Below are 24,960 nucleotides of genomic sequence, written 5' to 3' on the forward strand. Positions count from 1 at the left end.
ATTTTCTTTAATGAGTTAGCAATTAAAAGTAAAGAGGCCCCCCTTTGAGTATACACTAAATAATTCGGGATTAGAAATTTTGTAATTTAAAATTTTAGCCATTTCTTCCTTCAACAATAATAATTCCTCTTTTGTAGAATTATTAAGACATTCATCGAAACTCAATAAGCATTCAATCAATGAATATTGATATATAACTTCACCTTTTTCTTCAGTATAGATCTTTGAGTTTATGTCGTTCTGGATTAATGCTAAGTTGATATATTTCAATAATACATAAAAATTATCATCCCTATTAAATAGTTCGATCAAACCATTAAATTCTTTTGACACTTTTACAACACCTTCTTTCAATGAGCTATAGGCATAAAAGTCAAAATTGAGTGGATAATTCAAACATAAACTTAATAGTGTTTGTGTTGAACATTTTTTAAGTACACTATCAGGTATTTGACATAATAATACTTTTTTTGAATGGGTTTTTAGTGATTTCCATTTTTCTGTACCTGGTTTTACAGGATAATCTCATTTAGGGTTTTCCGATAGTCGCGTTGTCATTTGTTCGTTTGAATATACATCTTCTGATAATTCCATTTTCACTTTTTCATCACATCCTAACAATAATTTCAAAATTACTGTAGTGAAAAGAGTAATTAATAAAATTGATTTGTTTTTCATAATTGTTTTTTTTGAATAAATAATAAAACGTAAATATTGCTAATATGATTTTATTAGCAAGCGAAACTGTCTGGTGGACTTAGTTCTGGCATAATATTAATTTTTAAGACATTAGACATTCAATGGTTATATATATATGATGTAAAACCATTAAAATGTTTTGTTAATTTTATGTTATATAATCACAAGCTTAGTTAATGTATTAAAATAAAGAACATAGTTGATATAAATCTAAATAGGCCATATCACATTTTCAGCGATATGGCCCACTTGTAAATTATTTAAACTCTATGCTAATTCGTCTGAATCTTAATACTACCCTTCCTCAATCCTTTTGCATTGGCCTCAAGAGTGATAGTTCCGGGAGTTTCTGAAGATTCTACAATTGCTACCAGTTTACCGTTGAACAAATGCATCTGTGGAAGATGAAACAGATCAAGACTTGAAGGATCGCCATTGGCACCTGCACGATAAGATCCGGCTCCCTTTACGTTGAATTTCACAAGTTCGCTTACATTGGGACAAAGATTGCCGTTTCTGTCAACAACTGAAACTGTTATGAACGAAAGGTCTTTTCCATCAGCAGAGATAACATTCCTGTCGGCTTCAAGAACCAGTCTGTGTGGCTTGCCTGCTGTGCGAATTTCTTTTTCCGCAACTGCATTGCCATCTTCATCATAAGCTACAACTTTAACTGTTCCCGGTTCATACTTGGTATCCATCCACATAAGACGATATCTTTTCTGACGCTCAAAAGATTTTTGTGCCTCAGCTGTATAGCTGCCTTCAATTCCAACAGAAAGATCTTTGGTTCTTACACCCTGACTCTTTCCATTAATGAAAAGTTCAGCTGACGGATAGTTAGTGTAAACAAAAACGGGAGTAACTTCACCTTCACGACCTTCCCAATTCCAGTGAGGCAAGATATGAAGTGTTTCCTCTTCTTTGTTCCAGTGGCTGCGATATAGATAGAATCTGTCTTTTGGAATACCCGCAAGGTCTACTGCACCAAACAGAGAACTGTGACTTGGCCAGTTACTGTAATAAGGAGTTGGCTCACCAAGGTAATCAATACCTGTCCATATAAACTCTCCCATTGTAAATGGCAGGTCATCATGCTGAATAAAATCATCTTCAGGAAGATTAGACCAGCCTGCATGTTCTACATCATAAGAAGATGCCTGGTGATCATCATACATCGCCATCTGTTTGCGCTCTACAGGGAATTTGTATACACCGCGCGAACTGAATGTTGAAGTAGTCTCAGTTCCCAGAATCACCTGCTGAGAGAGTATATCATAAGCTTCCTGATAACGGAATGACCTATAATTAAATCCCGGCACATCCATTATTGCTGCCATACCATTTGAAAAAACATGGTCCGGTCGATCCATCCCATTAGTGATAGGACGTGTAGGATCTTCTCTTTTAACTATATCCTGAAGGAAACTTGCAACTTTAGCTCCCTGTGGGTGACTCTGCTCTTCAACTTCATTACCAATACACCACATTATAACGCTGGCGCTGTTTCTGAAGTTATGAATCAGGTTTACCAGATCCTTCTCTGCCCATTCATCAAAATATAGATTATAACCGTTTCTAACTTTTGGTATTCTCCAGCTGTCGAATGACTCAGCCATAACCATCATACCCATTTCATCGGCAATTCTCACGAAATCAGGTGATGGCATATTATGAGCAGTGCGAATCGCATTAACACCCATATCCTGCATTATACGTATCTGGCGACGAATAGCAGCATCATTTACAGCTGCCCCAAGAGGTCCGAGATCGTGATGCAGACATACACCCTGGAATTTAACGAGTCGACCGTTCAGATAAAAGCCCTTATCTGCAACTACTTCTATAGTTCTGATACCGAATGTGGTGTTGTACTCGTCAACCAATTGGTCATCTTTATAAAGTTTAGAGACAGCCTTATATAGATTTGGCTGTTTGATATCCCACAGTTTTGGATTCTCTACGATAAGAGTCTGAGAAAACTCATTCTGATCGAAAGTGGTCAATACTGATTCAGTAGATGAAACAAGCTTAGCATCACCATCTAAAATCTCTGTAACCAGTTTATATACACCTTTCCCATTATAGTCTTCTCCTGCAGTTACAACCTTAGTCTTCACGTCAACTTTCGCAAACTCATCGTTAACCTCAGGAGTGGTAATATATGTTCCCCATACAGGTATATGAGAATCATTTGTAGTTATGATATGAACATTGCGATACAGACCTGCACCTGGATACCAGCGTGAACCCTCTTCCAAGTTTTCAAGTCTGACTGCAAGGGTATTATCCCTACCGTTATCATTAAGCAAATCAGTTATATCGAAATAAAAAGTGTTGTAGCCATATGGCCAGAAACCTGCTTCTTTACCGTTTACATAAACACGCGCATTACTCATTGCACCGTCAAACTTAACGGTTACCCTTTTACTGTCACTAAATTCAGGTATAGTGAAGTTGATACGATACCAGCCGGCACCAGTGAAAGGCAGTCCTCCAGTCCTTCCGTAATGCTCAATTGCTGAGGTTTGTCCATCCTGAACAATTGCCATATGATGGATATCATTGCTCTTATCAAAAGGACCATAAATTGCCCAGTCGTGTGGTACTCGAACCGATTCCCAGTTACTGTCATCATATACAACCTCCTTTGATTGAGGGTTATCCTCTCTTGTAAACTTCCAACCCTTTTCAAGTGTAACTACAGAGCGTGTTTGCCCTAATGACATGAAAATAGTTGCTAATATTGATATTATAATTAAACTCGTTCTCTTCATAATTTTATTTTTAAACCACCAAATATTGTCAGTTCTGAGTATTAACTAAAACTGCAGTTTGGCTGAGTAACCACCTGGAAGAAGTCGTTACCTTTATCATCAACAAGTATAAAAGCAGGAAAATCCTCTACCTCTATTTTCCAAATCGCTTCCATCCCGAGTTCCGGGTATTCAACACACTCCAGGCTCTTTATGCTCTCTTGAGCAAGAATAGCTGCAGGTCCGCCAATACTACCCAAGTAAAATCCACCATGCTTTTTACAAGCATCTGTTACCTGCTGACTGCGATTACCTTTTGCCAGCATTATCATGCTTCCTCCATGTGACTGGAAAAGATCAACATAAGAGTCCATTCTACCAGCAGTAGTGGGTCCCATAGATCCCGATGCATATCCTGCAGGAGTTTTTGCCGGACCGGCATAATAAATTGGGTGATCTTTCATATACTGAGGCAAACCTTCACCTCTGTCAATACGCTCTTTAAGTTTAGCATGAGCAATGTCGCGACCAACTATAATAGTTCCGTTCAAAGACAGACGTGTAGAAACAGGATACTTTGATAGTTCTGCAAGGATCTTTTCCATAGGCTGATTCAGATCTATCTTAACTCCTCCTGCTTCACCAACCTGGCGATATTCCTCAGGAATTAATCTTGCAGGATTATCCTCCAGTTTCTCAATCCAGATACCATCTTTATTGATTTTTGCTTTTATATTACGGTCGGCTGAGCAAGAAACACCCATACCTACAGGGCATGAAGCACCATGACGAGGTAGACGAATTACACGTATATCATGAGCGAAATACTTTCCTCCAAACTGTGCTCCCAGTCCAAGTTCCTCAGAGGCTTTTTTCAATCTGTTTTCAAGTTCTATATCTCTGAAAGCCTGACCATGTTCATTCCCTTCTGTTGGCAGGTTATCATAATACTTTGCAGATGCCAGTTTTACTGTTTTAAGGTTTGTTTCTGCAGATGTCCCACCAATAACAAAAGCAACATGATAAGGAGGACAAGCTGCTGTACCCAGTGATTTCATCTTCTCAATCAGGAAGTTCTCCAATTTTCCGGGAGTAAGCAATGCTTTTGTTTCCTGATACAGATATGTCTTGTTGGCCGAACCTCCACCCTTTGCAATAAAAAGGAATTTATATTCATTTCCCTCAACAGCATACAGGTCTATCTGTGCAGGAAGATTTGTACCTGTATTAACCTCATCATACATGTTAAGTGCTGCATTCTGAGAATAACGAAGATTTTCATTGACAAAAGTATTATATACACCCCTGGAAAGAGCTTCAGCATCATTGGTGTCTGTCCATACATTCTGACCCTTCTTTCCGGTTATAATTGCTGTACCTGTATCCTGACAGAAAGGAAGAACTCCTTTAGCAGAAATCTCCGCATTACGCAGAAATGTTAAAGCCACAAATTTATCATTCTCACTGGATTCCGGATCATTCAGAATCTTTGCCACCTGCTCCTGATGTTCAGGACGCAGTAAAAATTCCACATCACGAAATGCAGTCTGTGCCATAAGCGTTAATCCCTCAGCTGAGACCTTTAGGATCTCTTTCCCTTCAAACTCTGAAACAGAAACATGATCCTTGGTAAGCAGATAATATTCAGTCTTATCTTCCGACATTGGGAATGGTTCCTGATAAACAAATGGTTTCGTAGCCATAAACTTTAAATTAAATTTTATTTTATTGTTAATTATTTGGTCTATCGATAAATAAGTATACAAAAATACAAAGAAAAAACGGCATCTTGAAACGACGCCGTCTATAATAACTGTTAACCTTTAATCAACTAAACGGGGCAATCATATCTTCAGGTCGTACCCATTCATCGAATTCTTCTGCTGTCACATATCCAAGACGTACAGCCTCCTCTTTAAGTGTAGTACCATTCTTATGAGCCTCATTTGCAATCTCTGCAGCTTTGTAGTAACCTATTTTGGTATTTAGGGCTGTCACCAGCATAAGTGAATTTTCTAGCAGTTCCTTTATTCTGGCTCTGTTTGGTGTTATACCCTGTACACAGTGTATATCAAAAGAGCGTGCTGCATCACCCAGTAGTTGTGCACTCTGAAGGGAGTTAGCTGCCATCAAAGGTTTAAACACGTTTAATTCAAAATGCCCTTGCATCCCCCCCACTGTTATAGCAACATCATTCCCTATTACCTGAGCACAAACCATAGTCAGTGCTTCAGCCTGTGTTGGATTAACCTTGCCAGGCATAATTGAAGAACCTGGTTCGTTTGCAGGTATATTGATCTCACCTATTCCACTTCTTGGTCCAGATGCAAGTAAACGTATATCATTTGCAATCTTATTTAGAGATACAGCAATCTGCTTTAATGCACCATGTGTTTCAACAATTGCATCATGAGCTGCAAGTGCTTCAAATTTATTTTTAGCAGAAACAAAAGGTAGTTCGGTAAATTCAGCAATATATTTTGCAACTAAAACATCATATCCCTTTGGTGTATTAAGGCCTGTGCCAACAGCGGTACCACCTAAAGCAAGTTCCGCCAAATGTGGCAATGTGTTTTCAATTGCTTTGATTCCATGTTCGAGCTGAGACGCATAACCACTGAACTCTTGTCCAAGTGTCAGAGGTGTTGCATCCATAAGATGAGTACGTCCGATTTTCACCACATCAGCCATATCTATCGACTTCTTCTCTAATGATTTATGAAGCTGACGCAGACCCGGAAGAGTATTCTCTACCACCTTTTTATAACATGCAATATGCATAGCTGTTGGAAATGTGTCATTAGATGATTGCGATTTGTTCACATCATCATTTGGCTGCAGTACCTTTTCTCCTTCGCCCACTTTTCTACCTGCAAGCTGATGCGCTCGATTAGCAATAACCTCATTCACATTCATATTGCTTTGAGTCCCGGATCCTGTCTGCCATACAACCAAAGGAAAATGATCATCATGTCTTCCCTCTAGAATCTCATCACAGACTCTTGCAATAAGATCACGTTTTTCAACTGACAATACCCCAAGCTCATGATTTGCATAAGCTGCTCCCTTCTTAAGGTAAGCAAACCCATAGATCAATTCAATTGGCATGGATGCAGATTCCCCTATCTTAAAGTTACTCCGGGACCTCTCTGTCTGAGCACCCCATAACTTTTGTGCCGGTACTTTCACCTCTCCCAATGTGTCTTTTTCGATTCTATACTCCATATTTTTTGATTTTTATATTCTCTTGATTTTACAACAAATCCATCTGTTAATAGTTTCTGTAAAAAAACTAAATTACCTTACATTATTTATACTGGTTATAAATAATAGAAGAAATTGATGTATCTTTGCGAGACAAAAATTGAAGGTTTTAGATGCGACTGTCAGAACTACAAACAGGGCAAACAGCATATATCAAAAAAGTAAATGGTAATGGTGCATTCAGGAAGCGGATCCTGGAGATGGGATTCGTACGCGGTGAAGAGGTAAAATCAATTCTCAATGCTCCACTTAAGGATCCAATTAAATATGGGATCATGGAGTATGAAGTCTCTTTACGTCGTAGTGAGGCGGTGATGATTGAAATTACCATTATGAAATCCGAAGTTACCCAAAACGGATATTCCGAAAATGGTTATTCAGACGATGTAAATATCCTCTCGGGCAAATCTTCAGCAACAGATGAGTTGACAAATATTAATACATTCAATGGTATTAAGTATAAAAACCACAAACAAGAGGCAATTAAATTACCAAACAGAGTTATACTGAATGATGAGTCTAATAAAAGGAAATTAAAAGAAAAAAATATTAAAGTAGCCCTTATTGGCAACCCCAACTCCGGCAAGACTTCAATATTTAACCTGGCATCAGGTGCTCACGAACATGTAGGAAATTACAGTGGTGTAACTATAGACGCCAAAGAGGGATACCTGAGACATAATGATTACCATTTTACACTGGTAGATCTTCCGGGAACTTATTCACTTTCTTCTTATTCTCCTGAAGAACTTTATGCACGTAACTACATACTGGAAGAAAAGCCGGATGTCATTGTAAATGTAGTTTCAGCTTCTGCCTTGGAAAGAAACCTATATCTGACAACAGAACTTCTGGATCTTGAAGTGCCAATGGTAATTGCTCTCAATATGTATGATGAACTTGAGAGCAGTGGTAGAAAGTTTGAACATAACACATTTTCAAAACTCATTAACGTTCCAATTGTACCCACAGTTGGCAAGAGGGGCGAAGGTATCCCTCAGTTGCTAGAGGAGGTTATAAGAGTAAAAAATGAAAAAAACCACACTTTTGCTCAACTTCCTTATGGAAGGGTACTGGAAAAATCCATTTCCATAATGGAACGTGAGCTTAATGACAGTTTTAAGTTGAAAAAGGAGCTATCGTTAAGATATATCTGTATAAAACTGCTTGAAGGCGACAAGGATGTAGAAAAACATATAGCAGGACTTCCTAAACATAATCAGATAATTGCACGCAGAGATAAAGAACGCAATTATATTGAAAAGCTACTAAGAGAAGATGCTGAGTCAGCATTTACAAACGCGAGGTACGGTTTTATTGCGGGAGGGTTAAGAGAGACTCTCGAACAACTGCCGGAGAAAGTTGACAAGGGTAAACTTATCGACTTAATAGTGACAAATAAATACCTGGGCTTCCCAATTTTCTTTCTGTTCCTCTGGATAATGTTTGAAGCAACCTTCCGATTAGGTAATTACCCTATGGAATGGATAGAGAATCTTGTTTCATTTATTGGAAATCTTATCAGGAGCAATATGTCTCCCGGTCCTCTTAAAGATCTTGTTGTTGACGGAATAATTGGTGGAGTAGGCGGGGTGATAGTTTTCTTGCCAAATATTGTAATTTTATACTTTTTTATCGCATTCATGGAAGACTCAGGCTATATGGCCCGGGCAGCTTTTATAATGGATAAACTTATGCATCGGATAGGATTGCACGGGAAATCATTTATCCCATTGATTATGGGGTTCGGTTGCAATGTTCCGGCAATAATGTCAACTCGTACAATTGAGAGCAGAAGCAGCAGAATGATTACCATGCTGATAGTCCCCTTTATGTCATGCAGCGCCAGACTACCTGTTTATATTCTTTTCATTGGCACTTTCTTCCCTAAAAATGCAAGTATTGCATTATTATCGCTTTATATTATCGGAATTATAATAGCAGCTCTCACTGCTTTGCTATTCCGCAAGACGCTTTTCAAAGAGGAAGATACACCATTTGTAATGGAACTACCACCTTTCCGCATGCCTACTCTAAAGTCGATTGTAATACACATGTGGGAAAGAGCCAGTCAATACCTGCGAAAAATGGGAGGACCAATTCTCATAGCTTCAATTATAATCTGGTTTTTGGGATACTTCCCTCAAAACAGCACCCAAAGCAATGAAAATGAACAGCAAATAGCTAATATTGAAACCAGGTTTGAAAATAATCAGATAAGTGCTGATCAGAGAGATCAAATATTAACAGAAATAACACTTATTCAAAACATAGAACATCAGGAGAACTCATATATTGGTAAGATAGGCAAGTTTATTGAACCAATAATGCGTCCTCTTGGATTCGACTGGAAAATGTCAGTAAGCCTCCTTTCAGGGATGGCTGCAAAAGAGATCGTTATTAGCACAATGGGAGTATTATATACAGGCGACAGTGAAAGCCAGGAGTCGCTTCAGTCGCGACTCCTGTCAGAAACCGACACTGATGGCAATCCTGTTTTTAAACCACTTGTTGTAACAGCATTTTTGCTATTTGTACTTATTTATTTCCCATGTATTGCAACTATAGCAGCTATAAAAGAAGAGTCCCATTCTTGGAAATGGGCAATATTCAGCGTCCTCTATTCAACAGGACTGGCCTGGTTAGTTGCACTACTTGTTTTTCAAATCGGAAGTTTATTTATTTAGGTTTAAAGCAGTTACATTATGGACGTACAACTCTTTATAGTTATAATAATAGGAATAGTGGTAGGATTGATACTGCTTCGGAATATCTATAGATTTTTCTTCACTAAAAGAGATTCCTCCTATTGCGCTGGTTGCAAAGGTTGCGAGCCGATTAAAAACCATATCCCTAACGAAAAATAAAATCCTTTCCTAACAATTGTTAAATCTCCGTTAGTGTATCATTTCATTTTCATAATAAATTCTGAAGTACTTTTAAGTTATATTCTGAATCATATTTTTTCCCTTCGGGAGTATGCAACATCTCTAACTCCTTTGCATATTTCTCGTAAACCTTATGTTTAACAATCTTCATTGTTGAGTTTACTAAACCATTCTTTTCACTGAAAGGCTCTTCAATAATTGCGAAAGCTGAAGGAATCCAGCGATATGGAAACATACCATCATTCTTGCCCCCTTTAAGATACTCGGCCAGCTCGCCGGCAATGATTGCTGCTGCTTCTTCCGGATTGCTAGTGCGTCGCTTCAAAACCTCTGCATTGAGTGTCAGCAAGGCTGTTGTGTATGGACTTTGATTGTTGTGAAGTACACATTGATTGATATATTCTGATTTAGCCATTATTGACTCTTCAATTCCTTCAGGTGAGAATTTTTCTCCATCGTTGCTTATCAGAAGTGATTTGGTGCGACCTAATACATAAAGGAATCCGTCAGCATCAAGGTAGCCCATATCACCTGTACGAAGCCACCCATCTACAATAGTCTCTGCTGTTGCTTCAGGATTTTTCCAGTATCCCATCATTACGTTACCACCTCTAATAAGAATTTCTCCCTTCTCCCCTATAGGTAATGGATTCATATTATCATCACCTATACGAATTTCCATACGAGGCATTGTCTTGCCTGAAGATCCAAGCTTATGCTCCTTCTTACTATTTGCAGAAATAATTGGTGAAGCCTCAGAAAGTCCGTAGCCCTGATACATTGGTATCCCTATAGCGTAGAAGAACCGCTGAAGCTCAATGTCCAGAAGTGCACCTCCACCAATAAAATATTCCATATTGCTCGAGAAACTCTCCCTAATCTTTGAGAAGAAGAGCCGATCATAAAATTTCACCAATGGTTTTAGTAAAGCACGACTACCTCGCCCCCTGTTATAACCTTCACCATTATATCTATATGCCACTTTGAGTCCCTGCTTGAACATACTATACGCTGTTTTCCCTTTCTTTTCGATACCCGACTCAATATTCTTCCTGAAGTTAGCTGCAAGTGCGGGTACACTCATTAGCAGGTGAGGATTGATAGCCTTAAGGCTCTTAGGTACGTTCCGCAGAATCTCCATTGCACTCTTACCGGCAGCTACCGAAGCAATTGAAGCTCCACATTTCATAAAAGCATAAATACCGGCAGTATGACCAAAAGAGTGATCCCATGGGAGTATCAAGAGTGTTCTGAAATATGAAGGAATGCCATTCAAATGATCTACAGCCTGTTCTGCATTAAATACATAGTTATTATGTGACAACATTATTCCCTTTGGATTGGCAGTTGTACCTGAGGTATATGAAATATTAGCAAGACTCTCAGGTTTGACTGCTGCAATTCGATCATCTACCCGCTTTTTATCGGTAGCAAGTAATGCATCACCCAATTCTTTAACAGCATCGAAAAATATCTCACCATCATCCACACTCTCAATCTTATCCAGCAAGATATATCTTTTCACTGTAGGTAATTTATCTTTCATTGGGCGCAGTTTTGCGATCTGCTGATCAGAAGCAAGCACCATAACTGTATCAGAATGATTTATACGAAAAGTAATATCCTGTTCAGTTTCAAGCTTTACCGAAAGTGGTACACAAACAGCACCTGCATGAAGTATCCCCAATTCTCCTAACACCCAGTTATTTTTCCCTTCAGATATTAATGCAACTCTATCTCCAGCCTCAACGCCAAGAGCAATTAATCCGGCTGCAAAACGAATAGCCTCCCTCTGCACATCAAGGTAAGTAATAGAAGTATAATCTTCTCCATAACGTGCCTCATGAAGAAAAGGCTTATCTCCATATTTAGATACCGACTCTTCTAAAAGCTCAATGATTGTTTTTCCCATCTCTTAACACTAAAATAAGATTAATAATTTCCCGGTCCACTTTTAATAGCTAACGACATTTTAACAGTATATCATTCAAGTATCTGAATTTCAACCTTGCGAAAATCTATAGGGTGCCCTTCACTTTGCAATGAGATAGTACCCTTACTTAACATCTTATCTCCATTATTCAATTCTATCAGTCTTGCATATGTATGATCCCTTTCATCAAGTTGAGGATTTGTATATTGTAAAACTGTATCACCATTTATAATATGATAAATTACATCATTCCCTCTTACTTCTACTTCAGCCGTAACCCACTCATCACCAAAGAACAATTCAGAAGATGAGTTTATACAGTGATCAAGAATCAATTCATTATTCATCACAATATTGGTTCCGGGAGTACAAACATTCATATTTGTTCTCTCTGCAACTGAATCGCTGCCAAGAAGCTGAACTTCTATTGATGTTGGAAAATCCTGATTCAGTTCCATTGACTCCGGTGTTTGTCCATGCAGCATAAGTCCACTGTTCCTGTAAGCCCATCCAGGGGCTCCCGGAGTCTGCTCCCCAATAAAACGGTATTCTACTCTAAGCCTGTAATGAGAAAACTCATCCTTATAGAAAAGATGTCCAAATCTATCTCTAAGTGAATCGTACTCCTCATACCTCACTTTAATCATCCCATCCTCTACTCTGAATGTATTACCAAAATTATCTCCTGCTTCATAGCCTACAATTTTTGGAGTCCATCCTGTCAGGTCTTCTCCATTAAAAAGTTGTATCCACTCATTTTCAGATGATTTCGGGCTGCAAGACGAAATAAAAGTTGCAATTAATAGTGCAATAAAAATAGATAATTTGTTCTGTTTCATAAACAAATGGTGTATTGAATATTATTTATTATAGCGCAAAGATAATTTAGTTATTAAAGGTGTAAACATGCTTGATGGTAAAGTTAAAAAAAAGTAGCACGGCAGGGAATCGAACCCTGATCTAAAGTTTAGGAAACTTCTATTCTATCCATTGAACTACCGCGCCGTTATGTAGTTAGTGTGCAAAAGTAGCATATTTCCCTTTATCTTCAAAGTATTTACATTTACTATCAGTCAAAAAACATTTTTTTGACTTAACTGTTAGATACTAAAAGTAGACAAGCACAATAATAGAAAACAAACATGAATAAAATTGCTATATTATATGGAACTTCGGGAGGAAGTGTCGAATCTGTTGCAAAACAGGTTCAGGATCTTTTCGAAGGAAATGCGGATATTTATAATGTATTAGATGTTTCTCTTAGTGAAATAGAGGACTATAAATATATAATAGTAGGAACTTCAACAACAGGTATTGGTGATCTACAGGACGATTGGGAAGGTTTTCTACCTTCATTTGCAAAAATTGATTTTACAGGTAAAAAGGTGGCTATTTTTGCGTTGGGCGACAGTGCCTCTTACTCAACAAGTTTTGCGGAATCAATGAAAGTTGTTTATGACGAGATCCACGATAAGGTTGAAGTGGTTGGCAAAGTACCCGATGTAGGTTATACTTATGATGATTCAACCGCCGTAGAAGATGGTGTATGGGTTGGGTTACCTCTTGATGAGGATAACGAGTATGATTTGACGGAGGAGCGACTGATTAAATGGGTTGAACAATTAAAAAAAGAATTCGTTTAATTATATTATAAAATATAAGTTGAACAATTCGTTTAGGTTATCAATATGCAGGGGGGGGATATCATCATGATATTCTCCCTTTTTTTTCCCTATATCTACCCGGAGGTATTCCATTTTTCTTCACAAAGGATCTGTAGAAAGAGCTTGTGCTCGAAAATCCTGATTCTAAAGCTATTTCTTCAAGGGAATGAGAGAAATAGTCAGATGATGTCAATATCTTTTCTGAATATCTTACTCTGTACTCATTGACAAAATCATTAAAACTAACATTTCTTCTGGTATTAATCAGTTTAGAAACATAAGTCCGGTTGGTTCCTAATAAACGAGCCACCTCATTTAACCTTAGATCAGGATCTTTAAATATCTCTTTATCGTCAAATAACGATTCGAGCCTTAAATAGAGTCTGTCAAGCTGATTAGTTGTAAATATTTCTTCATTCCTCTCTGACTCATCTGAGTCTTCTGAAGTATAATTCTGTTTTTCTATTTTAAGATCATGAATAGTAAAGTTCTGTTTGTAACCAACATAACTCATTCCAAAAAGAGCAACGGAGTGTGCAATTGAAGGTATAACCAGAAGATAAGAGTGATCTGTGAAATAGTTTTTTCCAATAAAGTTGGATAAAATTGATATTATAGATGCAATAACCAAGAAATAGAGAATATACCTGATTTTAGACAACTCCTTATTTTCAATATTAGAGTAGAAAGATCTAACCTTCTCGTTGAAACTGCTAATTAAATTAAGTCCGAAATATAGTACTAAAACAACCTCTGATGCAAATACTATTCGTACCAGATTTCTTCTTAAAGTTTGCAGATTAATCAGAGTCGAGTATTCTGACTCGTTGCTTTGTGTATGATAGAGAATTTCCTTTGTGAAGAGTGTGATTTCTTCTGGACTCATCAACAGATACAGGATAGCAGAAAAAAGGGAAAGCAGAATCGCCGGAAAGAGAATCCAAATCCATTTTAAGTTTATCTTAGTATCTATAGTAAGTAAACGTATATAGTAGTAGTATATCGGATAAGCTGCAAGAGAGGTAAATACCCAGACACTATCGAGAATATTGTAAGCAGTGTAGTTATGATTAAAATAAAACCAATGAGCCAGATAATTTAACGAGGCAACTGCTAAGAAAACAACCAAGAAGCGCTTTGCTAAATCACTATTCTTGTATTCCAAAATAAAAAGTAACAGCCAAAAAAGAACCACAAATAGCGGCAACCCAGTAAAAAATTGTTGTGCCATATGCATAATGCAGTTTATTTTTCACAAAAATAGGGCTTTTTATAATCTTCTAATAATTTAAGCTGCAATATTTTTATTTTTTCACAATTTAAATAGTAGTTTTTAAGGAACTAAATGCTGCACACAATCGTGTGAACAGCATCCTTTAAACTCTTCAGCACATCTTTCGCATTGAATAATGAGGTCATGACACTTCTGATTGGCACAATTTGTATGCCTGTCACTTGGTTCTCCACATTGATGACACTTAGAAATTACATCATCAGTAACCCTTTCTCCCAAACGTTCATCAAAGACGAAGTTTTTGCCTATAAATTTAAGGGGAAGATTCTCCTCACGAGCCTTCTTTACATACTCAATTATTCCGCCTTCTACATGATATACGTTTTTAAATCCGTTATGCAGCATGTATGCACTGGCTTTTTCGCACCTTATACCTCCTGTGCAATACATTATGATGTTTTTATCTTTGTGATTTTGCAACAACTCAACTGCCTTAGGCAATTGTTCACGGAATGTTCTTGAAGGTATCTCCACAGCATTGCTAAAGTGTCCAACCTCATATTCATAGCTGTTACGCATATCAACTACTATGGTATCATCCTGTTCACTTAATTTATTGAATTCCTTTGCTGTTAAATACTTTCCTGTTTTGGATGAATCAAAAGTCTGGTCCTCAATTCCATCTGCAACAATCTTATTACGCACTTTCATACGTAAAACCCAAAACGATTTCCCATCATTATCAAGGGCTTCATTAAGTCTTATCCCATTTAGCTCAGGATGACAATTATAAAGAATTTCTTTAAACCTGTCTTTTTTATTTTCAGGTACAGAAATCTGTCCGTTTATTCCTTCTGTTGCGATGTAAACTCGTCCAAAAACATCAATTTCGTAAAATTTAATGTAAAGTTCATCCCTGAATTGCTGAGGATCATCGAGATGAAAATATTTATAAAAAGAGATAGTTACTCTTGGCTCTTTCTCTTCCAACATACGTCTTTTTAGTTCTTTATTAGAGAACCGGTTATGTAGAACTTGCATAACTTATAGCTGTGATAATTAACTTATAGTACAAAAATAGACAGATATTATTATTTAATGCTTATTTTATTCTGTTTTATAAGTTGTAAGAGATTTATTTTATGATAGATAAGGAATATCGATATCTTTTCTGACGACTAAAAAAACAGGGAGATAATTAAATATCCCCCTGTCGATCTGCTATATTACTCAAGTACTTTAATCTTTATATTTTGAAACCATACCTCATCTCCATGATCCTGAAGAAGCAACAGACCTTCTTCAGCGTTGCCAAAATTAGGCCAATCCTTATATTTGCTTGTTTGTACGAGTGCATTCCACTCTTCAGTATTCCTCTCATACTCAACTATCTTTACACCATTTAGCCAGTGTTCAACATGGTTTCCCTGCACAACCACCATAGCTGTATTAAAAAATCCACTTCTAAACGGTTTATCTTCGGGGGCAGCAATAAGATCATAAAGTGAACCTAAAGTTCTGTTACCATTTATCCCTAATTTTGCATCTGGATGATTCCTGTCATCAAGTATCTGAAACTCACATCCAATAGCTGAACCTTCTCCCTTATTTAAATTTGTATCAACAAAATATTTTATTCCACTATTAGCACCTTCAGTGATTCTGAAATCAACTTTCAACATAAAATTTTTATAAGGCTTTGTTGTTACTATATCACCCCCATTTGTTGACTCACCACCGTCTCCTTTAAGAACCTTAAGGATTCCATCTTCTATTACCCAGCCTTTCTCTGGGAACTCATCAAGTTTAGCTCCACGCCATCCGTTGGTTGTTTTACCATCCCAAAGCAGCTCCCAACCTTCTGATGCTTCAAGCTCAGAAATTGTATTGGCAATCTGATTAAGTTGCTTCACTTTACTATTCACAGGCGTTTTATATTGCTCCAGGTTGTCAGTGAGAATTCTAATATTTTTCCAGGATACAGTTTTGCCGGCCAACTCTTCATTATTGATAGAGTGCACCTGCAATGCAATAAACCCTTCTGTAGTTGTATTATCAAGCAAATTAGCGCATTCAACACCATTAACCCATGTACGTATTGAATTACCAATAGCTTCAATGCGGGCACTGTTCCACTCTCCTTTTTTAAATGCATTCTCACCTTCAGGATTGTAGTTCATAGGATAAATCCAACCACGCCGTGCCTCATCATAAACTCCACCTGTCCAGGAGCGATCTGATGGATCTATCTCAAACTGATATCCATGCACACGTCCATTATTGTATTCAGGTAAACTTAAGCTTCTGAACTGTACACCTGAATTTAAACCATCATCAACCTTGAAATCAAACTCAAGAATAAAATCACCGTAGGTCTCAGTTGTAGCTAAAAATGTGTTAGGTGTATTCATCTCGGAAACACCTACAATCATATCATCCTCAACCCTGTATTCTGCGGTACCATTCAATTTCACCCATCCATCAAGATTCTTACCATTAAAAAGATCTTTCCATTCCGGGCCTTGCTGCTTGCATGAAGCTAATATCATAAATACAGCAATTAACATTAAAATGTTTTTCTTCATTGTTTTATGTTTTTATTTATTTATCAGTTATTCATCATCATTAAATTTTGTAGAAATCTTCCCAGCCTTTTCTGGGAGGCTCTCCTATAAGGAAAGCATCGGCAAAAGCATCATTTGTTGCTCGTTTTGTATCCCTGTCGAAAACTATTTTTCTATTTAACCTCTGTGCTGCTACTCCAAGACAGAATACTTGACTTAGAGGGCCTGAGATCTCAAAAGGTGACCTGGTCTGTTCTTTTCCCTGACAGGCAAGAAGGAAGTTCGCAAAGTGATTAGAGGTGCTTTCCGGAACTTCTGGAAGACTCTTTTCCAACTCCTTAGCCTTTTCATCTGGTATAATAGTTAAGATGCTTCCATGTGATCCACCTTTGAATGTTAACTCCTTACTATATATCTCCTTTCCCGGATTTAATCTGGCAGGCTGTATCTTCCCTCCTGCTACTGCTGGAATATTTGGATCAAGTTCCATCTTTCCATAACCTTCAGGAACAGGAGGAATATTATCAACTCCGTCATACCATGTAATTACTACAGGAGGCATATCACCACGCTTAGGAAACTTAAACTCAATTGTACTTGACATCGGAAAAAAGAAATCATTATGTCCTGTAAGCTTCAAAGGAGTAATCTCTTCAGGCAAACCAAGATCAAGAAATCTGTGTGCAGTATCAATAATATGCGCACCCCAGTCGCCCAAAGCACCCATTCCAAAGTCATACCAGCAACGCCACTGACCACTATGAAAATCTTTATTGTAAGCATGATAGCCACGTGACATCAGCCATGTATCCCAGTCGAGAGTTTCAGGTATAGGCTCAGCTGCTGGGAAATGCTTTATATTTGTATCCCATCCATGCCAACGTCTGGCATTATTCATATGAGCAGTAATTGCAGTAACATCCTTAATTATTCCAGCTTCAGTCCATGCTTTAAACTGGAAATAGTTGGCTTCAGAATGACCTTGGTTTCCCATTTGTGTGACAACTTTCGGATACTTCTTAGCAGCTTTAATTAATAATTCTGATTCATAAAAGGTTCTGCTTAGTGGTTTCTCAACATAAACATGCTTTCCATAGGTCATTGACATCATAACTGCGGGGAAATGAGCAAAATCAGGGGTTGCAATAGCTACTGCTTCAATCTCATTGCCCATTTTATCGAACATCTCCCTAAAATCCTTGAATCGTCTGGCGTGAGGAAACTTTGCAAGTGCTTTTTTTGTCTGTTCAGCACCCAAATCAACATCACACAGAGCCACCACATTTGCAAGACCTGTATTATCAAACTGTTCTATAATCTCCCAGCCTCTGTTTCCTATTCCTATATGTGCCAGATTAATCTTCTTATTGGCTCCCACTATTCTACTGTAGCTAGCTGCATTCATTTTGTTACTAACAGAACCAATTGCCAGTCCGGCTGAAGCCAGAGCAGCACTTTTTATGAAATCTCTTCTTGTTGTCATGATATTTTTAAATTATTGTCTTTCGATTCTCTGGTATTTATATCCTACTCAATAGATTGGTAATCCCAATTTGTGTAAAATGCTTCTTGTTATTTAAACCGATCTTTATAAGCCCATAGACCTAAAGCCGGACTAGAAATATAATATATCTCTTCTCCTCCGGGAATTATATTAAATCCCTCTTTCAGAGATGGAAGATTATATTTTTTAATTGCTTCATCAATATCACCATATTCAAATCCCACACTTTCGATCTCCTCTTTTGTAAGATTCCATGACTCTTTACCTGGACAATATTTAATAGAGAATCTTCCTTCTGAAGATCCATGAATAAGATGCGCTGCAGCACTCAGATTCTCTCTTAATTCACTATTTTCTGATACTGCCTTTAGTGTGAATGGTGTCCCATGATAACCATATTTACGTATCAACCTGTCAATCTCCCTGTCTTCTCCAAACTCTTTCAATCCTGGTGCAATCACAATTAGTTCACCCCCATCAGCAATTGCCATTCTGGTACGATAAATTGATTTATTTCCAAGCCATGTACTCTTGAACTCTTCCGGGTCGAGCCAGACAACCACCTTATTCAGAGGCTTATCCACCATCACAAAATTGACTTCAAGTGACAGTTTGGCTGCTCTGTCAAACACTTCCGTATCATCACCTATAAAAAGACCAAAAGTTTGCTCAACACCTTTACTGTTTACTCCTACAACGGTAAGAACATATACTATTGGCAATTCAGCCAGATATTTCTCTGTAGCATAATTGAATACACGGCGAACAGGAGTATCTGAGCGCCCCATCATTCGCTCCATACCATAAACTGCACCTAAATAGTGACTTTTATTAATACCTTCACTTCCACCTGTTCCTACAAGAATATTCTTATTGTAATTAGCCATTCCCACAACTTCATGAGGTACAACCTGACCAATAGAAAGTATCAGGTCAAACCCTCCTTCTATAATAAGTTTGTTAACCTGAGCAGGCCATGAGAAGTCAGCCCTGCCTTCGGAAATCCATTTCACATACTCCGATGGCACCTCTCCAAGAGTCATAACATCATTTCGCCAGTCGTGATCTCTAAACAGGCTCCTTGGTATATCACCAAACATATGGGTTATCTGTCTGTCAGTCATTGGAGTGTGTGTCCCAAGTGCAGGAAGAATATCTGTCAGCCTCTCACCATAATACTCCCATGAAAATCTGGTCAGTTCTCCCGCTTTACTTGGCAGGCGAGTATAATCGGGCGGAACGGCAAGCACCTTATGCCGTTCACCCAATCTATCCAATGCCTTAGTTAGTCCTCTTCTAAGATCATCATTCGATAAACTTGTCTGAGTGGAGCCATATTCGAAATAAATCATCTTTTTTGATATGTTTATACATCATAAGTAGTGGAAGCAGTGCTGCCACCCCTGCCAGTCCAGTCGGTATGAAAGAATTTTCCACGCGGACTATCAAGTCTCTCATACTGATGAGCTCCGAAATAATCTCTTTGAGCCTGCAATAGGTTTGCAGGAAGGCGCTCACTTCTGAAACCATCATAATACCCTAAAGCGGAAGATAATGCAGGCACAGGAATTCCATTCAAGAGCGCTGTTGCACATACCCTGCGCCAGCTCTCTTCAGCTACCTGAACTGCATCCTTAAAGAATGGGTCGAGCAACAGATTCTCCAGCTTAGGATTATTGTCAAATGCATTTTTAATATCTCCAAGGAATCGGGAACGTATAATACATCCTCCTCGCCACATAAGTGCAATACCTCCATAATTGAGATTCCACTTATACTCTTTTGCAGCCTCCATCATCAAATCATAACCCTGTGCATATGAGATAATCTTAGATGCATAAATTGCTTGTTCAAGATCATTAATAAACTGCTCCTTATCCCCCTTGAAATCAGGACTTTTACCGGTTAATAGCTTAGATGCTTTTACCCTGAGATCTTTCTGTGCAGAAAGACATCTTGAAAAAACAGACTCTCCAATAAGAGTGAGAGGAATACCTAGTTCCAATGCAGTTACGGCAGTCCATTTTCCTGTACCTTTCTGACCGGCAGTATCAAGTATTTTCTCTACTAATGGAGAGCCATCTTCATCATTATATGCCAATATATCAGTTGTTATCTCTATCAGATAAGAGTCCAGTACTCCCTGGTTCCATTTTTTGAAAACTTCGTGCTGCTCAAAAGCATCCATACCCAGCAGATCTTTCATAAGGTGATAAGCTTCATTGATAATCTGCATATCTCCATATTCGATTCCGTTATGCACCATCTTCACAAAATGCCCAGCTCCATTCTCTCCTACCCAGTCACAGCAAGGTACTCCATTATCAACCTTTGCGGCTACGGCCTGAAATATCTCTTTCACATGAGGCCATGCTTCAGATGAGCCTCCAGGCATAAGAGAGGGTCCTTTTAATGCACCCTCTTCGCCTCCGGATACACCAGAACCTATATATAAAAGACCTTTACTTTCAACATACTCTGTTCTACGCATAGTGTCCGGAAAATGACTGTTTCCTCCATCTATTATAATATCACCCGGCTCCAACAAAGGAATAAGTTTTTCTATGAAATCGTCAACAGGTTTACCTGCTTTCACTAACAACATCACTTTTCTTGGTCTCTCTATTGAATCAACAAACTCTTCAAGTGTAGAGGCCCCAATAAATTTTTTACCTTTACCACGACCCTTAACGAATGCATCTACTTTATCTACAGTGCGGTTAAAAACAGAAACTGTATAACCTTTATCCTCCATATTAAGGACTAGATTTTCACCCATTACTGCTAAACCTATCAGTCCTATATCTGCTTTTTCTTTCATATTATTTTTTTTTATTTATCTCTTAACCCTTGCATTACCCTCCCAGATACTCCAAATTACATTTTCATCAGCCGGTTGAGCATAATCAGTCAGAAAAGTTGTAGCTAAGGCACCACTTGCCCAGGCAAATTGAATCCACTTTTCCGGATCCATACCTTTTAGTATACTATATAGTAACCCGCCTACAAATCCGTCACCTCCTCCAATTCTGTCAATCACATTAATTGTCCTTAGCGGAGCCTCGTGCCATCTTTCATTTTCATAAACAATTGCTCCCCACAGATGTTCATTGGCGCTAATCACTTCCCTTAGTGTATTAGCAAAGACCTTTACATTAGGAAAAGCTCTGTTTGCATTAAGAATCATACCTTTAAATGCACCAATTGCATCTTCAATATTTTCGCCACCCGCTGCCGGTCCCTGAACACCTAAACAGAGTTGATAATCCTCCTCATTTCCTATCAGGATATCAGAAAGAGAAGCAATCTCTGTGAAAGCTTTCCTGAGTTCATCCTCTCTACCTTCCCAAAAAGAGGCCCTGTAATTAAGATCAAATGATATAACTGTTCCATGTTTTTTCGCGAAACGAGCTATTTCAAGACAAAACTCACTTGTCTCGTGCGATAATGCAGCAATTAATCCGGAAAGATGCACAATCTGAACACCATCCTTCATAAATAACCGCTCAAGATCGAAATCCTTAACATTCAACACTCTTCCCACCTCACCTGCACGGTCGTTATGAACACGAGGACCTCTTAATCCAAATCCACTGTCTGCAATATTGAACTGATGACGATAACCCCATGGCCCACCCTGTGGAACTTCGGGACCTTCATACTCCATATTTCTTGCCCTCAGGTTAGCTTTAATAAATGAGGCTATCGGACTTCCCTTTACAAAGTTAGTCAACACCTTAACCGGCAATCCCAGATATGAGGAAATACTTGCAACATTTGTTTCAGCACTTGTTGCCTGCATCTGAAACATATTGGTGCTTTGTACAGGCTGACTGTTCACAGGTGTTATTCTCACCCCCATACTTGTGGGTACAACCAGTGAATATTTGAATTCTTTTCTTAATTTAAGAGACATAACAGTGATAATTTATTCAGATACTAAAAGAATCAAATCCTCCATCTACTATTGCTACCGTTCCTGTCACAAATCTGGAAGCATCACTTACAAGATAGTGAAGTGTTCCAAGGAGATCTTCGGGCAGACCAAATCTGCGGAATGGTGTATGAGCAATAATGGTATTTCCTCTATCGGAGTAAGATCCATCAGAATTGGTCAGAAGCGCTCTGTTTTGTTCTGTAATAAAGAATCCGGGACACAAGGCATTTACCCTAAAATCTTCACCAAATTTTATTGCAAGCTCTCCTGCTAAATATTTTGTAAAATTAGTAACAGCTGCTTTAGCAGCACCATAACCAGCTACACGAGTAAGAGGCCGCAATGCAGAAGCTGACGAGATATTTACTATATTTCCCTTTTTCTCCTTTACCATATGTTTTGCAAATACAAGAGTAGGGATTACAGTACCCATAAGGTTAAGATCCACAACCTTCCTGAAATCATCACTTTTCAGGTCAAATATTGTACTTCCCGGTCCAATTGTAGCTCCCGGCATATTACCTCCGGCACCATTAATCAATACATCAACCTTTCCATATCTGTTTACAATATCCTGTGCATTATGTTCAAGGATTTTCTCATCCGTCACATCAGTCTGAAGAAAAACAGCATCTCCTCCATCTGCTATAACTCTATGTATCAGCTTATCTCCTTTCTCTTTGTTTCTTGCCAAAACAGCTACTTTAGCACCGTGAGCCGCGAGATACTCAACCATTGAAGCACCTAATACACCGGTACCTCCGGTAATAGCAATTATTCTATTTTTTATATTAAACAATTCGTACATAGATATATGTTTAAAAGTTTTTACTGCAAATTTATAGGATACTGTTTTGCTCAGATTCCACTATTTCGCAAAACAGTCCTCCAAAAGCGATAGATCAGAAATTGAAATATCTTTTAGCATTGTAATAACAGATCCCCTCAACCATCTTTCCAAGAAAATCCATCTCGGAAGAAGGCAGCAGTCCATTCTCCACATCTTTTCCTATAAGATTACATAAAATCCTGCGGAAATACTCATGACGTGGATAAGAAACAAAGCTTCGTGAATCTGTCAACATCCCTACAAAGCGACTTAACAGTCCTTGCGTAGAAAGAATATTCATCTGATCTTCCATTCCATCCTTTTGGTCAAGAAACCACCAGCCTGAGCCAAATTGAATTTTTCCAGGAACTGAGCCATCTTGAAAGTTTGCTATCATTGATGCAATCAGGTAGTTGTCTCTTGGGTTCAGATTATATATGATTGATTTGGCAAGACTGTTGACCCTCTCTAAAGAATTAAAAAAACGCGATAATGAAAGGGCTACATCACTAACATCATTTATTGAGTCGTAGCCGGAATCAGGCCCTAAAAGCTTAAACATCTTACTGTTGTTATTCCTGATAGCTCCATAATGAAACTGCTGCACCCACCCTTTAGAATTGTTCAGAAGTGCATTTTCATATAACATCTTTGATTTAAACTTCAGAACCTCCTCACCTGTAAGAATCTCTTTTGCACTGTAAATCTTATCAAATATCCTGTTTACTTCCTCTTCTGTGCATGGCTCAGAATAAAAATTATCAATACCATGGTCAGCTAACTTGCAACCGTTTAACTCAAAATAATCATGGCGATTTTTTAGTGCTGAGAGATAATCATTAAAACAATTTATTGTTATACCGGATACCTCACTTAATACTTCTATATATTTTCTAAAGACCTCACCATTTTCAACAGCCATGGATTTATCCGGACGCCAGGTAGGTAAAACCTTAATTTCAAAACCACTTTCCTTTATCTGCTTGTGATATTCAAGTGAATCCAGCGGGTCGTCAGTTGTACAAACTACCTCAACGCCAAACCTCTTCATAAGTCCACGTGCATAAAATTCGGGCCTCTTCAGCATCTCATTTGCTTTATCAAAAATTTCACGAGCCGATTCAGTGTTTAATAGTTTATCAATATTAAAAACACGTTTAAGTTCCAGGTGAGTCCAGTGATACATAGGATTCCTCATAGTATAAGGAATAGTCTCTGCCCATTTTTCAAATTTCTCCCAATCAGTTGCATCACCGGTAATATATTTTTCATCAACACCATTTGCCCTGAGCAATCTCCATTTATAATGATCACCCCCCAACCAAAGCTCTGTAATACTATTGAATTGATGATTCTCTGCAATCTCTTTAGGATTAAGATGACAGTGATAGTCGATTATACCCAGATTCTCAGCATGTTCATGATATAAATACTTGGCAGTATCTGTTTGGAGTAGAAAGTCTTCATGTATAAAATTTTTCATATGGTAAAAATTAAAATGGATACTGTGCTGATTATGTAACGAAAATCAATTAATGAGTAATAAACATAAACTTGAAAAGTAGTATGAAAAATATTTCAATATTTGTTTTATAAATGAAATATTAAATCTATTTTTGTGTACGTACACAAATGTACAAATAATTTGAATATTACAAAATCAAAAACTTAATTTTATACCCTTAATG

Annotated in this window: 16 protein-coding genes and 1 tRNA gene; 2 read left to right on the forward strand and 15 right to left on the reverse strand. The window is 37.9% G+C overall.

Annotated features, from left to right (window positions below):
* Positions 1 to 971 precede the first annotated feature (971 nt).
* From BN1354_RS09820 to fumC, 3 genes are all read right to left on the reverse strand, one after another.
* Positions 972 to 3,476 (reverse strand): glycoside hydrolase family 2 TIM barrel-domain containing protein, encoded by a 2,505-nt coding sequence (locus BN1354_RS09820; RefSeq protein ID WP_053826991.1) that lies wholly within the window; start codon positions 3,474 to 3,476, stop codon positions 972 to 974.
* Positions 3,477 to 3,517: 41 nt separating this feature from the next.
* Entirely contained in the window at positions 3,518 to 5,158 is a 1,641-nt protein-coding gene (locus tag BN1354_RS09825; protein WP_053826992.1) for a fumarate hydratase, read from the reverse strand.
* A gap of 124 nt (positions 5,159 to 5,282) precedes the next feature.
* Positions 5,283 to 6,680, reverse strand: a complete 1,398-nt coding sequence (gene fumC, locus BN1354_RS09830; RefSeq protein ID WP_053826993.1) for a class II fumarate hydratase — start codon at positions 6,678 to 6,680, stop codon at positions 5,283 to 5,285.
* A 152-nt stretch (positions 6,681 to 6,832) separates the two neighbouring features.
* Here fumC and feoB point away from each other — a divergent pair, with 152 nt between their 5' ends.
* A complete protein-coding gene (feoB, locus tag BN1354_RS09835; protein WP_045090628.1) occupies positions 6,833 to 9,406 on the forward strand; it encodes a ferrous iron transport protein B in 2,574 nt (857 codons plus the stop codon).
* Between the two features lie 229 nt (positions 9,407 to 9,635).
* Here the strand turns inward: feoB and BN1354_RS09840 are convergent, their stop codons facing one another.
* The 3 genes from BN1354_RS09840 to BN1354_RS09850 form a co-directional block, all read right to left on the reverse strand.
* Positions 9,636 to 11,519, reverse strand: a complete 1,884-nt coding sequence (locus tag BN1354_RS09840; protein WP_053826994.1) for an AMP-dependent synthetase/ligase — start codon at positions 11,517 to 11,519, stop codon at positions 9,636 to 9,638.
* 71 nt (positions 11,520 to 11,590) lie between these two features.
* Positions 11,591 to 12,379 carry a 3-keto-disaccharide hydrolase gene (locus BN1354_RS09845; RefSeq protein ID WP_053826995.1) on the reverse strand — a complete coding sequence of 263 codons (789 nt, stop codon included), beginning with the start codon at positions 12,377 to 12,379 and terminating at the stop codon, positions 11,591 to 11,593.
* A 94-nt stretch (positions 12,380 to 12,473) separates the two neighbouring features.
* Positions 12,474 to 12,545, reverse strand: a tRNA-Arg gene (locus tag BN1354_RS09850).
* Between the two features lie 137 nt (positions 12,546 to 12,682).
* On the opposite strand from BN1354_RS09850, the gene BN1354_RS09855 reads away from it, so the two are divergent.
* On the forward strand, positions 12,683 to 13,183 hold the full coding sequence (locus tag BN1354_RS09855) for a flavodoxin (protein ID WP_045090625.1): 501 nt from the start codon (positions 12,683 to 12,685) through the stop codon (positions 13,181 to 13,183).
* Between the two features lie 64 nt (positions 13,184 to 13,247).
* Here the strand turns inward: BN1354_RS09855 and BN1354_RS09860 are convergent, their stop codons facing one another.
* From BN1354_RS09860 to uxaC, 9 genes are all read right to left on the reverse strand, one after another.
* The gene (locus BN1354_RS09860; protein ID WP_053826996.1) at positions 13,248 to 14,435 is read right to left on the reverse strand and encodes a helix-turn-helix domain-containing protein; all 1,188 of its coding nucleotides are present in this window, start codon (positions 14,433 to 14,435) and stop codon (positions 13,248 to 13,250) included.
* A gap of 102 nt (positions 14,436 to 14,537) precedes the next feature.
* Positions 14,538 to 15,479, reverse strand: coding sequence for an oxygen-dependent tRNA uridine(34) hydroxylase TrhO (gene trhO / locus BN1354_RS09865; protein ID WP_082331573.1), 942 nt, complete (start codon positions 15,477 to 15,479; stop codon positions 14,538 to 14,540).
* Between the two features lie 185 nt (positions 15,480 to 15,664).
* Complete coding sequence (locus BN1354_RS09870; protein WP_053826997.1) at positions 15,665 to 17,023, reverse strand: 3-keto-disaccharide hydrolase; 1,359 nt, start codon at positions 17,021 to 17,023, stop codon at positions 15,665 to 15,667.
* Positions 17,024 to 17,063: 40 nt separating this feature from the next.
* Positions 17,064 to 18,485 (reverse strand): Gfo/Idh/MocA family oxidoreductase, encoded by a 1,422-nt coding sequence (locus tag BN1354_RS09875; RefSeq protein WP_053826998.1) that lies wholly within the window; start codon positions 18,483 to 18,485, stop codon positions 17,064 to 17,066.
* 89 nt (positions 18,486 to 18,574) lie between these two features.
* The gene (locus tag BN1354_RS09880) at positions 18,575 to 19,858 is read right to left on the reverse strand and encodes a nickel-dependent putative hexonate epimerase (RefSeq protein ID WP_045090621.1); all 1,284 of its coding nucleotides are present in this window, start codon (positions 19,856 to 19,858) and stop codon (positions 18,575 to 18,577) included.
* A gap of 14 nt (positions 19,859 to 19,872) precedes the next feature.
* On the reverse strand, positions 19,873 to 21,327 hold the full coding sequence (gnd, locus tag BN1354_RS09885; protein WP_053826999.1) for a decarboxylating NADP(+)-dependent phosphogluconate dehydrogenase: 1,455 nt from the start codon (positions 21,325 to 21,327) through the stop codon (positions 19,873 to 19,875).
* Between the two features lie 15 nt (positions 21,328 to 21,342).
* On the reverse strand, positions 21,343 to 22,422 hold the full coding sequence (locus BN1354_RS09890) for a sugar kinase (protein ID WP_045090619.1): 1,080 nt from the start codon (positions 22,420 to 22,422) through the stop codon (positions 21,343 to 21,345).
* A 16-nt stretch (positions 22,423 to 22,438) separates the two neighbouring features.
* Positions 22,439 to 23,251 carry an SDR family oxidoreductase gene (locus BN1354_RS09895; RefSeq protein ID WP_045090618.1) on the reverse strand — a complete coding sequence of 271 codons (813 nt, stop codon included), beginning with the start codon at positions 23,249 to 23,251 and terminating at the stop codon, positions 22,439 to 22,441.
* 94 nt (positions 23,252 to 23,345) lie between these two features.
* The gene (gene uxaC, locus BN1354_RS09900) at positions 23,346 to 24,755 is read right to left on the reverse strand and encodes a glucuronate isomerase (RefSeq protein WP_053827000.1); all 1,410 of its coding nucleotides are present in this window, start codon (positions 24,753 to 24,755) and stop codon (positions 23,346 to 23,348) included.
* Positions 24,756 to 24,960: the final 205 nt, after the last annotated feature.

It is taken from the genome of Lascolabacillus massiliensis, assembly GCF_001282625.1.
GTDB classification, from domain to species: domain Bacteria; phylum Bacteroidota; class Bacteroidia; order Bacteroidales; family Dysgonomonadaceae; genus Proteiniphilum; species Proteiniphilum massiliensis.